The sequence below is a fragment of the Candidatus Neomarinimicrobiota bacterium genome (assembly GCA_022560655.1).
GTDB lineage: Bacteria > Fidelibacterota > Marinisomatia > SCGC-AAA003-L08 > TS1B11 > JADFSS01.
In genome coordinates this window covers 1-12,739 of record JADFSS010000003.1, presented here as the reverse complement: position 1 = coordinate 12,739, position 12,739 = coordinate 1, and the positions used below count along the sequence as shown (strand labels likewise).

General features: G+C 59.9%; 13 protein-coding genes. 6 read left to right on the top strand and 7 right to left on the bottom strand.

Annotated elements, in window-relative coordinates:
• Positions 1-2 precede the first annotated feature (2 nt).
• Genes fabD through rnc form a run of 5 tightly spaced genes read left to right on the top strand, consistent with a single transcriptional unit; the run spans position 3 to position 3,898 of the window.
• On the top strand, positions 3-932 hold the full coding sequence (fabD, locus tag IH971_00890) for an ACP S-malonyltransferase (protein MCH7496393.1): 930 nt from the start codon (positions 3-5) through the stop codon (positions 930-932).
• Complete coding sequence (gene fabG, locus IH971_00885) at positions 913-1,656, top strand: 3-oxoacyl-[acyl-carrier-protein] reductase (GenBank protein ID MCH7496392.1); 744 nt, start codon at positions 913-915, stop codon at positions 1,654-1,656. Before fabD ends, fabG begins: the two co-directional genes overlap by 20 nt.
• Positions 1,657-1,668: 12 nt before the next feature.
• Positions 1,669-1,905, top strand: a complete 237-nt coding sequence (gene acpP, locus IH971_00880) for an acyl carrier protein (GenBank protein MCH7496391.1) — start codon at positions 1,669-1,671, stop codon at positions 1,903-1,905.
• A 25-nt stretch (positions 1,906-1,930) separates the two neighbouring features.
• On the top strand, positions 1,931-3,166 hold the full coding sequence (gene fabF / locus IH971_00875) for a beta-ketoacyl-ACP synthase II (GenBank protein MCH7496390.1): 1,236 nt from the start codon (positions 1,931-1,933) through the stop codon (positions 3,164-3,166).
• Between the two features lie 9 nt (positions 3,167-3,175).
• Entirely contained in the window at positions 3,176-3,898 is a 723-nt protein-coding gene (gene rnc, locus IH971_00870; GenBank protein MCH7496389.1) for a ribonuclease III, read from the top strand.
• Positions 3,899-3,914: 16 nt separating this feature from the next.
• Here the strand turns inward: rnc and IH971_00865 are convergent, their stop codons facing one another.
• From IH971_00865 to murQ, 6 genes are read right to left on the bottom strand one after another with little or no spacing between them, the layout of a single operon-like run.
• Entirely contained in the window at positions 3,915-4,499 is a 585-nt protein-coding gene (locus tag IH971_00865; protein ID MCH7496388.1) for a bifunctional nuclease family protein, read from the bottom strand.
• Between the two features lie 47 nt (positions 4,500-4,546).
• Positions 4,547-5,650, bottom strand: a complete 1,104-nt coding sequence (locus IH971_00860; protein ID MCH7496387.1) for a bifunctional phosphoglucose/phosphomannose isomerase — start codon at positions 5,648-5,650, stop codon at positions 4,547-4,549.
• 9 nt (positions 5,651-5,659) lie between these two features.
• A complete protein-coding gene (locus tag IH971_00855; GenBank protein ID MCH7496386.1) occupies positions 5,660-6,619 on the bottom strand; it encodes a polyprenyl synthetase family protein in 960 nt (319 codons plus the stop codon).
• Entirely contained in the window at positions 6,616-7,974 is a 1,359-nt protein-coding gene (locus tag IH971_00850) for a phosphomannomutase/phosphoglucomutase (GenBank protein ID MCH7496385.1), read from the bottom strand. Before IH971_00850 ends, IH971_00855 begins: the two co-directional genes overlap by 4 nt.
• Positions 7,975-9,096: an anhydro-N-acetylmuramic acid kinase gene (locus IH971_00845; protein MCH7496384.1), complete on the bottom strand. Its 1,122-nt coding sequence runs from the start codon at positions 9,094-9,096 to the stop codon at positions 7,975-7,977.
• A 3-nt stretch (positions 9,097-9,099) separates the two neighbouring features.
• Entirely contained in the window at positions 9,100-10,044 is a 945-nt protein-coding gene (gene murQ, locus IH971_00840; protein MCH7496383.1) for an N-acetylmuramic acid 6-phosphate etherase, read from the bottom strand.
• A gap of 191 nt (positions 10,045-10,235) precedes the next feature.
• Here murQ and IH971_00835 point away from each other — a divergent pair, with 191 nt between their 5' ends.
• Complete coding sequence (locus tag IH971_00835; GenBank protein ID MCH7496382.1) at positions 10,236-11,477, top strand: HlyC/CorC family transporter; 1,242 nt, start codon at positions 10,236-10,238, stop codon at positions 11,475-11,477.
• Here IH971_00835 and IH971_00830 read toward each other — a convergent pair.
• Positions 11,460-12,739: Na+/H+ antiporter NhaC family protein (locus IH971_00830; GenBank protein ID MCH7496381.1), on the bottom strand; the 1,280-nt coding region annotated here is incomplete at its 5' end. The two genes, IH971_00835 and IH971_00830, sit on opposite strands and share 18 nt — an antisense overlap.

Sequence of the window (12,739 nt, the reverse complement as noted above, 5' to 3'; positions counted from 1 at the left end):
GGATGGCGGTCTATCTCTTCCCCGGGCAGGGGAGCCAGGCGGTGGGCATGGGCCGTGACCTCTATGACCAATATGCTGAAGTCCGCGAGCTCTACGACCATGCTGAGGCCACCTTGGGCTACGACCTGGCTGCAATCTCATTCGAAGGCCCGGAGGAACGTTTGCGCCAGACTCAGGTCACCCAACCAGCACTGTTCGTCCACAGTCTGGCGCTGAGTACGCTGCTGAGGGAACAGGGGATGCTGCCCGAAGCCACGGCTGGACATAGCTTGGGGGAGTACTCGGCGGTGGTTTCGGCGGGCGCGGTGGACTTTGCGGAGGCCCTTGAGGTAGTAAAGGTGCGCGGCTTGGAAATGTCCCGGGCCGCTGCGCAGGCCCCGGGTGCGATGGTAGCGCTTTTGGGGGCCTCGGAGGAGCAGATTCAGGCGCTTTGCCAGAACGGGCCTGAAGGTGGCGTGGTTGTCCCGGCCAATCTTAACGCGCCGGGGCAGGTGGTGCTCTCGGGTGACGCTGAGGCGGTGGCCAACGCCGCGCGGGCGGCCCGGACAATGGGCTTGCGACGGGTCATCCCACTTAACGTATCAGGTGCATTCCACTCGCCCCTCATGGCAGCGGCGAAAGCCGCCCTGGGGGCCGCCCTGGACAAGATGTCGTTGCGCGACCCACAAGTGCCTGTATACCAGAATGTTACCGCTCGTGCGTCCCGTTCGGCCGAGGAGATCAAAGCCAATCTTTTGAAACAGCTGGAGAGCCCGGTGCGCTGGGAAGAGACCATGCGCCAACTGTGGACCGAGGGATTCAGGGAATTTTATGAGGTGGGGTCTGGCAAGGTGTTACTGGGACTGAATCGCAGAATCTTGCCTGAGGCGTTCACGTTGAGTCTGAGCACAGTGCAGGATGTGAGGCAACTGGGTGTTCCGGCTACAGGATAGAATTGCAGTCGTTACCGGAGCTTCCCGGGGGATCGGGCGGGCCATCGGGATGGCGCTGGCTGAATCGGGCGCCACGCTGGCCCTCATCAGCCGGTCAACAGATAGCCTGAAGGAAGTGTGCGAAGAAATTGCATCTCGCGGTGGGCGGGCCAGCGCCCACGCCTGTGATATCAGAGAGTCGGAGGCGGTGACGGCCGCGTTCAAGGACATTATTGCTCAATATGGCACCGTCCACGTCTTGGTCAACAATGCCGGAATCACCAAGGATAACCTCATCATACGCATGAGCGATGCAAATTGGGAGGCCCCACTGTTGACCAACCTCACCGGGGCGTTTAACTGCATCAAGGCCTCTGTGAGGCCGATGATCAGACAGCGTTATGGCCGCATCATCAGCATTACGTCTGTGGTGGGGGTGATGGGCAACGCCGGACAGACAAATTACGCAGCCTCAAAGGCCGGCATTATCGGCCTCACCAAGTCGGCTGCCAGGGAACTGGCATCCCGGGGAATCACGGTGAATGCCGTAGCCCCCGGATTTGTCACCACGGCCTTGACGGCAAATTTGCGGAAGGGCGTCAAAAAGAAATTGACCGAGCGCATCCCACTCGGTCGCCTGGGCGAGCCCGAAGATGTGGCGCCAGCGGTGGTCTTTCTGGCCAGCGACGAAGCTAGTTACATCACGGGGCAAACCTTACTGGTTGATGGCGGGATGGTAATGTAGCGGAGGATCAGCATGTCTAGTACATTCGACAAGATTTCAGAGGTTGTTGCCGACAAATTAGGGGTCGAGCCAGCCAAGATCACCCCCGAGGCCAAGTTTGTTGAGGACCTGGGTGCCGACTCACTGGATACCGTGGAACTCATCATGCAACTCGAAGATGAATTCAATATTGAAATCCCCGATGAAGAGGCCGAAAAACTCACCACCGTGGGGAGCGTCGCGGAGTACATCGAAAAGAATGCTTCCTAGGCCGTAGGGAGTCGAAGTGCCAAGCATGCGTCGGGTCGTTATAACCGGCATGGGTGTGACCTCACCCCTCGGCAATTCCGTGAGCGATTTTGAGGCGGCTCTGTTCTCAGGTCGCAATGGCATTGATTCCATTACCCGTTTCGACACGGAAGATTTCGCCGTCAAAATAGCTGGCGAGGTGCGCAACCTGGACACTGATGCCTACCTGGATCCTTACCTGGCCCGCAAGATGGACCTCTTCACCGTCTTTGCCATGGTGGCCGCCGAGCAAGCCGTGTCCCAGGCCGGCTTCCTGGGCCACGCGGACCCCAATCGCGTGGGTGTGATCGTGGGGACGGGTATCGGTGGCATCTGGACACTTGAGGAATCGGCGGGAATCCTCAAGGAGCGTGGCCCCCGGAGGATCAGCCCTTTCATGGTTATCCGGCTTATCGCGGACATTGCTGCCGGGCAAATCTCCATCAAGTATGGACTTAAAGGGCCCAACTACTGCATCACTTCCGCGTGTGCCACCGGCTCGAATGCGATTGGCGACGCATTCCGTCTGATAACATATGACGATGCCGACGTGATGGTGGCCGGCGGCTGCGAAGCCCCCATCACGCCCATATCGATGGCAGGCTTCACCAACATGAAGGCCCTGTCCAGGAATAGCGACCCGGCCACAGCTTGCCGCCCCTTTGATGCCCAGCGTGACGGATTCGTGATGAGCGAGGGGGCCGGCCTCGTGATATTGGAAGAGCTGGGCCACGCAGAGCGACGGGGCGCCACGATCCATGGTGAACTGGTCGGTTACGGCGCTACCGCCGATGCCTTCCATGTGACCGCCCCTGCTGAAGGAGGTGAAGGTGCCGCCAGGGCCATGGCACTGGCCATCGGAAATGCCGGTATTGAGCCCGATGAGGTGGGCTATATCAATGCCCACGGTACGTCCACCCCGCGCAACGACAAGAACGAGTCCTTCGCCATTAAGTCGGTCTTTGGTGATCATGCCACCAACGGGCTGCTGGTCAGCTCCACCAAGTCCATGACGGGGCACATGCTGGGTGCGGCTGGCGGAGCGGAGGCCATAGCATGTCTGCTCGCCCTGGAGCGGCAGGAAATTCCCCCCACCATTCACTACACTACGCCCGACCCCGACTGCGACCTCAACTATTCGCCGAACAAACCCACCAAACACTCGTTCGAGTACGGTCTCAGCAACACCTTCGGGTTCGGGGGTCACAACGCCGTGCTGCTACTGAAGCGGTTCAGCGGCTAATCAACCCTCGTGGTTTCCATCCGCAGGCTATTCAGGAAGAAGACGCCGCGGCAGAACGGTAAGCTGGGCGAACTTCAGCGTCGGCTGGGCGTCCATTTCAAGGACATATCCCTGCTCCACCTGGCCCTGACCCATCGCAGTGCGAGCGATGCCACCGACCAAAGTTTTGAGCGGCTGGAATTTTTGGGCGATGCCATCATCAGCCACGTTGTCTCCGCCCACCTGTACACCAGCTATCCCAGCGATTCAGAAGGCGAGCTCACCCTGCGGCGGTCAACCTTCGTCAGCAAGAGCTTCCTCGCGCGTGTTGGTGAGGATTTGGGCTTGCAGCACTTTCTGCAGGTGGACAGTGGCGTCAAGCTCAGCAACGCGAAGGTGCGGCGCAATCTGGTGGGTGATGCGGTTGAGTCACTATTAGGAGCCATTTACCTGGACGGCGGCATGGCGGCGGCGGAGCAATTCGTGAAGCACAGGGTGCTCAACCGGGAGGCTGAGGCTGCAGCCTACATTAACCACAAGGGCCGCTTGATCGAGCTCTGTCATCATCAGCAGCTGGGTAAACCACGGTTTGACCTGCTGGCCACCAAAGGACCGGAGCACGACAAGAACTTTGTGGTTCAGGTCCGCATCGGCACCCGCACTTTTGCAAGCGCTCAGGCAAACAATAAAAAAGCCGCTGAGCAGGAAGCGGCTGAACTGGCAATGTCAGTATTGGAGGAAGAAAAGGCCTAGGCTGCCCGCCACGCAATCACGGCTTGGTTGTCTCCGTCTGGATCTTCTTAATCTTGTCCCGCAGCTCGGCGGCCTTTTCATAGTTTTCAGAGGTTACGGCACGCTCAAGTTGGATTTCCAACCGCTTTAGACGTTCTTCAGGTTGCTTCGGCTCTGTTTCATCCGCGGGTGATATCGACGGAGGAGGGACAGTCTGCTCAAGAATATCATGCACCGAAGCCTCATCCATGACAGCTTCCGAGGCATAGATGGGTGCTCCCACTCTAAGGGCCAAGGCTATCGCATCGCTGGGGCGGGCATCAATATCGGCCGTCCCCACCTGACTGATCAGACTGATTTTTGAGTAAAACGTACCCTCCTGCAGCTCCGATATCAAAACCTCGCTCACCTCTACGCTGAGGTCCTCCAGAATATTGCAAAACAGGTCGTGCGTCATGGGACGGGGCATCTGCACGTCTTCCAGGGCCAGGGCGATAGACTGGGCCTCGAAACTGCCCACTATCACGGGCAGAAAGCGTTCCCCGGCCATTTCTTTCAGTAATATGGCATATCCCTTGCTGGGCGGGTAAAATGAAATCTTCTCCACGAGCAGCTGGATCATATCGGTGGACAATATACTCCCCACCCGAAACCATGTCAAGGACGCCGTCACTCTTGGCCGGGGGTACCCAGCTGAATCTTCAGTTCTGTCAGCACGTCGATAGCCGACGGGTCCCAGCCACGGATCAGGGCGGCGTAATACGACAGCCAGTCGATCTGGTGCAGCAGGGACAAATTGCGCTGGATGAGGCTGCTCCCAGTCCCACTCATTGTGACTTGCTGGGGCGGTTGCGCAGCATCCGACGGGGCTATCCCCATGAGCCCACCAGCTAGGCTACGACGTAGTTGCACGCGGGGGTGGTCATCGGTATCGGTGAGCCAGAAGATCAACAGGTCGTGCCGCTCCCTCACGCGTGCCGCCACCCCCACAATTTCGTTATGGTTTTGCTCGGGCAACAGGTGATGGCTGGCCAGCAGTTTGCTGTTTTCGGCCAGCTGACCCCGCAGCCGGATGGCCAGCGCCTCGGTGCTGCCACTTGAACCGTAGATGACCGGCAGCCGGTCACCGATTAGACCGGCCAGTTGCAGCGGTTGATTCGTCGCATCACCGGGATCGGCCCACCTCATACCCTCTGCGGCCATCTGACTGGCGCCGGCGCGCAGCTCATCCAGAGTCGACTCCGGCAGCACATCGTGGGCCACGAGCACTTGCCCAATGGCGGCCAACGAATAGCCGATGGCGGCCCTGGGCTGCAGGCCGCCCGGCAGCTTGATAACCTTCCAGCCCTGGCCTTCTGCCTGCTCAAGCAGCTCACCTCCACTGGCCACCGCTATCACACTGGCGCCCCGCTCAGCAGCCTGCTCAACGGCGGACAGCGTTTCTTCGGTGTTGCCCGAGTAGGACGAAGCCACCGCCAGAGTACCTGGCCCCACCCATTCCGGGACATCGTAGCCGCGCTGCACCCACATGGGCACCTTCGACTGGCGCTCCACCCAGACCCGCGCCATGTCACCACCGATGGCCGAGCCTCCCATCCCCATGTACAGCACCTGCTTGGGTGCCTGCTCCGTAGCGCGGGGCTTCCAGGCGCCGGTGGCGTCCAGCAGGCGGACAATCTGTTGGGGGCAGTCCTGGATGGCAGCGCCCATGTCCTGGTGGTCCAGTTTCTTGATCCGCTTAAGGATGTCGAGACGGTCTGACATCAGAGGCACAGGTCGCTACTAGCGGTCGCGTTCCAAGACCATATCGGCAAAGTCTGCCAGAACCAGTTTGCCAGGGCCCACCGATTCGAGGTGACGCTTGGCCTGGGCGACCGTGCTGACGATGCTCTCCTCGGCCTGACTACGAATGCCCTCGTGGTCAATGAGGCGGCGAAGAGCCTCCATGCCAGCCGCCATATCGGTCCTGGCTGCTTCGGTGGCCTGATGCACCCGGTCGGGGAATGCTTCCAAAGCCATGACCATCAGGTAAGTCTTTTTCTCCGACAGGATATCGCTGCCCAGACTCTTACCCATCGTATGGGAGTCAGAGAATATTTCCAGCAGATCATCCTGAACCTGAAAGGCCCGCCCCAAGAGTTGTCCGAAGCGCCTCAAATTGTTGATGTGCTCTTCGTTGGCACCGGCAGCGATGGCGCCCAACTCGGATGCCATCCCCAGCATATGGCCAGTCTTCAGGTCGATCATGCGCAGATAATCATCCAGCGATACCATCGGCCGGTCCTCGTACTCCTTGTCCAGTGCCTGCCCCTCGCAAACCGCCAGCGCCCCCCGCGTGAAGCTGCTCATCAGCGCATCCCCATGGGCGGGTGACAGGCGCAGCTCCGCAATGGCCAGTACCAGCATGGCATCCCCGGCGAGCAGGGCCACGCCGTCATCCCAACGCGCATGCACACTGGCCTGACCGTGCCGCATCCCATCCCGGTCCATGATATCGTCGTGAACCAGGGTGAAGTTGTGGAGCATTTCCACCGCCACGGCAGCATGCAGGGCGCCCTCCACGGTGCCCCCCAGGCACTGGTTGGCAAGCAATGTGAGAATAGGACGCAGCCGCTTGCCCTTGCCGGCCAGCGCGTAGTGCACCGGTTCCTTGAGTAGACCTGGCCCCTGGGGATAAACCTCTCCCAGCCGGTCATTGATCTGCCCCCGCAGTCGGTCCAGCTCTGCCGGAGCGAGGTTCAACCCACCATCTCAATCTCGCCGAAGTCGCCCAGCTTGCCCAGGACCTCGGCCTGAATTTCATCGCGACGCTGGGGTGTACGCGCTTCGAAACGGCAGACGATGACCGGCTGGGTATTGGAGGCCCGCACCAGACCCCATCCATCGCCAAACTGTATGCGCACGCCATCGATATCAATGCATTCGTAGCGTTCCTTGAAGTAGGTCTCCGCAGCCTGGGCGATACGGAATTTTTCCTCGTCGGTTGGACACGCCAAGCGCATCTCAGGAGTGCTGTAATAGCTGGGGATCCTGGCAATCAGATCCGACAGCCGCTCTTTGCGGCGGGATAGAAACCGGGCCAGCCTCAGGGATACGTAGACGGCATCATCGAAGCCGTAAAACTCGTCACCGAAAAAGAGGTGGCCGCTCATCTCGCCCGCAAAACCCACCTGCAACTCCCGCATCTTCTCCTTGATCAGGCTGTGGCCGGTCTTCCACATCACCGGCTTGGCGCCGTGACGGACGATCTCCTCTTCCAGCGCCTGTGAGCACTTCACATCGAAGATTATGGCTTCCCCCGGCTTGGCCACTTCATCCAGGAAGAGGGCCATGAGCGTGTCGGCCCAGACCACCTCCCCCTGATCATCCACGATCCCCACCCGGTCCGCGTCACCGTCGTAGGCCACCCCGAAGTCGTACTGCCCTGACTTTACCTCCGCAATCAGTTGCGCCAGATTCTTGATTTCGGTGGGATCCGGATGATGGTTTGGGAACCGGCCATCCACCTCACAGAAAAGCTCCGTGAGTTGCACGCCTAACCGCTTGAAAATGGCGGGAGCCGTCAGGGCGCCCGCCGCGTTGCCGCAGTCCATGGCCACTTTCAGAGGGCGTTCCAGCTCGATCTTGTCTGCCAGCATGTCAAGATAAGGGGTGAGGATATCCTCTTCGCGGCGGCTGCCAACCCCGCGTTCAAAATCGCCCTTTTGAATGAGGGCGAGCAAATCCTGAATCTGCTCCCCATAGACGGCCGCCCGTCGGTACGACAACTTGAAACCGTTGAACTCGGGCGGGTTGTGGCTGCCCGTAATCTGAACGGCGCCATCCACGTCAAGATGGTACATGCTGAAGTAGTTGGCCGGGGTCGGCACGGTGCCGATGTCGATGATCTCAGTCCCGGTCTCCAGCAGCCCTTCACCGAACCAACCCTTCAGGGCCGGCGTACTCAGCCGGATATCCCCGCTGAGGGCGACACTGCGGCCACCCTGCCGCTGTACAAAAGTGCCGAACGCCCGACCTAGATCGGTGACCACCTCTTCGGAAAAGTCGCGCTCCACGACGCCCCGGATATCGTACATGCGAAAGATGCTTTCGTTCATTCAGATCTCCTGAACCGACGTAACTTGTCCCAAAATTACCTGCCTACCAGCGCCGGTAACTCCCGGCATGTTGCCAGCCATTCCCTGCGCGTGCGCTACCGCCAGCACGGCTACCAGCAGCGCTTCCTTGTAGTCGGGGTCAATGCCTAACGCTTTTGAAGTCACCACTTTCGTGGTGGGAAATTCCGCCCGGAGGTCGGCCATCACCAGCGGGTGGTGCACCCCCCCACCGCTTACAATCAGCGTATCGAACTGCTTGTACCCCGGCACAAATTGCCGGATATTGGCTGCCACCGAACGGGCCGTGAACCTCACCAGCGTGCGTAGCGTGTCCGCAGGCGGCAGTTGAAACTGGCCGTTCAAGCGAGCCACCAGCTGGCCGCCGAACTCATCCCGCCCAGTGGACTTGGGCGGCTGGCGGATGACAAAGGGGTGCGCCATCAGCTGGGCGAGAAGCCCGTCGTGGGCTTCACCGGGGCTGCTGAGGCGGCCGTCCTGATCGTAAGGCTCGCCGAATATCGACTGGGCCGCCTCATCGATCAGACCCATCCCCGGCCCTGTGTCGAACCCTGTCACCGCGTCCCGGTCAGCGCCCGGAAAAATGGCGGAAATGTTCGCCACCCCACCGATGTTCACCAGCACCGTGGGCGTCGGGCGGGACTTGGCCAACAGCCAGTCCAGAAAGGGCATCAGGGGCGCTCCGTTGCCCCCTGCCGCCAAGTCAGCGTCCCGAAAGTTGGAGACCACGGGAACCTGTAGCGTTTGGCTCAACAGCGCGGTCGAACCCAGCTGCAGTGTATACTGCCCGTCCCGGTGGGCCACGGTCTGGCCGTGGCAGCCCACCAGGTCCGGTTTACGCCCGCGCAGGAAGCGCTCTGCCACCTCTGCATATACGGTTCCCAGCCGGGCGTGCAGGCCCGCCAGCTCGTCCGCATTGCCTGTGAGGGAACGCCTGATGGCGGCCTGGTCATCCGATTCAAAGGCGATCGCAACGGCATCCAGGCACTCAAAAGCCAGCCCGTCGTCGGCCAGGTCGATGCGGGCGAGGCAGGCGTCCACCCCATCCATGGAGGTACCCGACATCAAGCCCAGAACGGTCCATTCCCGGGCCGCGACCCCCACAGATTAGTCCTCGCTTTCCAGCACCTGGCGCAGGGCGCCGCCGCTTTCTGCCAGGCGCCGCCGGGACTTCGTCGCCGACCAATCCTGAGTTCCCATGACGAGGGCGGTCTTGACCTCGCCATCGGCCCGCCTGAGCAACTCATATGCGGCCTCGTACTCCCTTCCGGTAACCGCCACGATGATGCGTGTACCCCGATCCCACAACTTGGCGTTGAGCGCCTTCAAATCGACCATCAGATTGCCGTAGGTCTTATGGAGCTGCACCATGGCTGTGGTGGTAATCATGTTGAGCACCAGTTTAGTGGCGGTGCCAGCCTTCATGCGGGTGGACCCGGTCAGCACCTCCGGCCCCACCACGACCGGAATAATGGTGTCGGCGTGGCCGTGTACATTATCCTCGGATGTACACACCAGGAAGCCGGTATGGGCTCCCACCTGGCGGGCGTAGTCCAGTACGCCATGAACAAAAGGTGTGGTGGCCCCGGTGGCGATGCCCAGCACACAGTCGGCGGCCGTGGGAGTTAGCTCCTTCAGAGCGTCGGCCCCTGCCGCGGGCGAATCCTCTACCCCTTCCACAGGGCGGGTCAGCGCAGGCGGTCCTCCGGCGATGATTCCCGCCACCATGTCGGGTGGCACGGAAAAAGTGGGGGGACACTCGGCGGCATCCAGCACACCCAGCCGACCGCTGGTTCCAGCGCCGGCATAAATCAGCCGACCCCCTGAGCGGAAACTCCCTACCACTCGATCGACAAACTCGGCGATGCGCGGAATAGCTCTGGCCACCGCCTCCGGCACGGTTGCATCCTCGGAGTTGATGAGGCGCAGCACCTCCTCCACCGGCATCAGGTCCAGGTTCTCTGAGGCCGCGTTACGGTGCTCGGTGATAAGATCGCCCCGGCGACTCAATTCGTCCAAGGGCACACTGGACGCTTCCACTTGCTTTTTCATCCCCGTTAAGCTATACTTCGTGTAGACCGACGGTCATTCAGGATATCAATTTAATCATGCAAGTCTGATCACGTTGAGCAATATGTCGCGACCCAAACCACGTTGAAACCCAAGCAGAGACCTGTTGCCCTCAGCGCAGCCCCCCCCGATGCAAACAATAACCTGCCAATTGGATTGGGAACAGGGATGCAATGCTTGAGCTGAGTTTGGCGCTCGTAGGGTTGGGACTCTCAGCCTTTTTTTCAGGCTCGGAGCTAGCTTTTTTGACGGCCAACCCCCTCCAGATGGAGGTCTGGGCCAAGAAGCGGCGCCGAGGGGCCCAACGTGCTAACGAGCTGCTGAGTAACCCCAGCAAGTTTATGGTCAGCGTGCTGGTGGGAACCACGCTATCCAATGTGCTGGCCACCAGCTTTGCCACCATCTATCTCATGCGTTTCGGCTGGCACCCGCTTTTGGTCCTCAGCAGCATCACGGCCACCATCTTGCTTTTTGGTGAGGTGCTGCCGAAGACCATCGCGGGCGAACGCCCCAACCAACTGCTGCGGCTGCTGGCCCCCCTGCACCGCCTCTGGCAGCTGCTGTTTGCGCCACTGGCATCGCCGCTACGAAAGATCAGCGATAGAGGAGCATCAAATGCTCAGGCTGCGTCGGGGTCAACAAGCCAATCGAACCTGGAGCGGAATGATCTGAAACTATTGTTTACCCGGCAGGGGGACTCCCAGGTACTGCAGAAAAGTGAACAAGAACTGATCACCCAGGTCTTTGATCTAGGCGAGACATCCGTCTCCCACGCCATGACACCCCGCACCGAGGTGCGCGCCGTCCCGGAATCATCGAGCATGGAAACAGTGGTACATGCGTTCATCGATTCGGGATACTCCAAACTGCCCGTTTACCGTGACTCGCTGGACCAGGTGATTGGGGTGGTTTATCTCTACGACCTGTTCAAGGATCCACCGGACCTGGCGAGCATTGTACATCCCATGACGATGGTGCCCGATTCCAACACAACCATGGATGTACTGAAACTCCTCCAGCGCACCCACCGCCCGATTGCCATTGTGCTTGATGAGTACGGCGGCACGGCTGGCCTGGTGACTCCTGAAGACCTATTTGAGGAGTTATTCGGCGAATTCGAGGACGAATTTGATGCCCAGATCAGCGCGGCCAGGCGGCGTCCGGATGGGTCGGTTCTTGCCGACGGCAGGAGCAAGGTCCGGGACTTGAATGCCCAGTTTCAGCTGAATATCCCCGAGGGGGACTATGAAACGATCGCGGGCTATCTTACCACCGTTCTGGACCGCATACCACACAGAGGCGAAAGGACCAACCTACCTTTCGGCCGAGTGACAATTACACGCTCGTCCCCCAGCCAGATTGAACAGGTAGCCATCCACCCCCTGATTACCAAGGGCTCAGCTCGCGGCGGTTAGCTGATCTTCAGGATTTCGCGCCAATTTCCAGACCACTAGCATCAAAATTCCAAGTGCCAGCAGATTGCTCAGGTAAGGGCTGAAGCCGAAGCCGGCAGGAATATAGCCCACGGCAATGGTCACCCCTGCCACCACGAGTCCGTAGGGCAGCTGGGTGCGCACGTGATCGATATGATCGGCCCCCGAAGCAATGGACGACATGACGGTCGTATCGGAAATGGGCGAGCAGTGGTCGCCAAATATGGCACCGGATAAGATCGCACCGATACTGCCTAAAAATATGGATTGCGCAACGGCCTCCGGCAGTTCCAACTGCATGGGAATCGTATAGGCCAGAGGAACGACCAGCGGTACCAGGATCGCCATGGTGCCCCACGAAGTGCCGGTGGAAAAACTGGTCAAGGCGGCGATCACGAACGTAATCGCAGGCAACAGGCGCGGGTTGAGAATATCCTCGGTAGCGTAGAAAATGTAATCGGCAGTGTGGAGATCGACCGTAACGTATTGCAGGCCACGGGCGAGCGTGAGAATAATAATCCCAACGACCATCGCCTTAAAGCCTACCAGAAAGGCGTCAATCGTCGCACCGACTGAAAGTATTCTGTGGCCAATTGCAAGCAGCCCGGCTACGACAGTCCCGCCGAAGGCCGCCCAGATCAGGACCACAAAAGAGTCTGCCGCACCGATGATTTCACGCACCCGGTAATCACCCTCACCGAGGTTCGCCTTACCGCTGATATAGAGCCCTACCAGCAGTATGAGGATCATGGTCGCAATGGGCATGAGGGCCGTGTGCCAGCGCCCTTGGGTTCCCTCTGGCGGCAACTGATTTGCCAGTTCGCGGTCCAGTAAGGGGGTGGCCCCATCGCGGAGCACTTTACCTTCGACAAGGCTGCGACGCTCCGCCTCATACATGGGTCCGAAATCGCGACCCGAAAAGGCTAGCATCGCCACCATGAGCAGCGCCATCAACGAATAGAAACTGTAGGGTATTGCGGCGATAAACGTCATGTAGGGGTTGTCGCTGATACCCAGAGCGTCAAAGCTGCTGGTGAGGAGGCCCAGCTCAAAGCCGATCCACGTGGACGCCAGGGCGATGCTGGCGATGGGCGCGGCAGTCGAATCCACCAGGTAGGCCAACTTTTCCCGGCTGATTTTCAGCTTGTCAGTGAAGGGCCGCATGGTGTTGCCAACCAGCAGGGTGTTGGAATAGTCGTCGAAAAAGATGAGCATGCCCATCAGCCAGGTAGCCAGCTGGCCGG

What these genes read in the sequence shown, in the direction of transcription:
- fabD (MCH7496393.1), top strand. Translation starts at nt 3, where the DNA reads ATGGCGGTCTATCTCTTCCCCGGGCAGGGGAGCCAGGCGGTGGGCATG.
- acpP (MCH7496391.1), top strand. Translation starts at nt 1,669, where the DNA reads ATGTCTAGTACATTCGACAAGATTTCAGAGGTTGTTGCCGACAAATTA.
- fabF (MCH7496390.1), top strand. Translation starts at nt 1,931, where the DNA reads ATGCGTCGGGTCGTTATAACCGGCATGGGTGTGACCTCACCCCTCGGC.
- IH971_00865 (MCH7496388.1), bottom strand. Translation starts at nt 4,499, where the DNA reads ATGATCCAGCTGCTCGTGGAGAAGATTTCATTTTACCCGCCCAGCAAG.
- IH971_00850 (MCH7496385.1), bottom strand. Translation starts at nt 7,974, where the DNA reads ATGAACGAAAGCATCTTTCGCATGTACGATATCCGGGGCGTCGTGGAG.
- murQ (MCH7496383.1), bottom strand. Translation starts at nt 10,044, where the DNA reads ATGAAAAAGCAAGTGGAAGCGTCCAGTGTGCCCTTGGACGAATTGAGT.
- IH971_00835 (MCH7496382.1), top strand. Translation starts at nt 10,236, where the DNA reads ATGCTTGAGCTGAGTTTGGCGCTCGTAGGGTTGGGACTCTCAGCCTTT.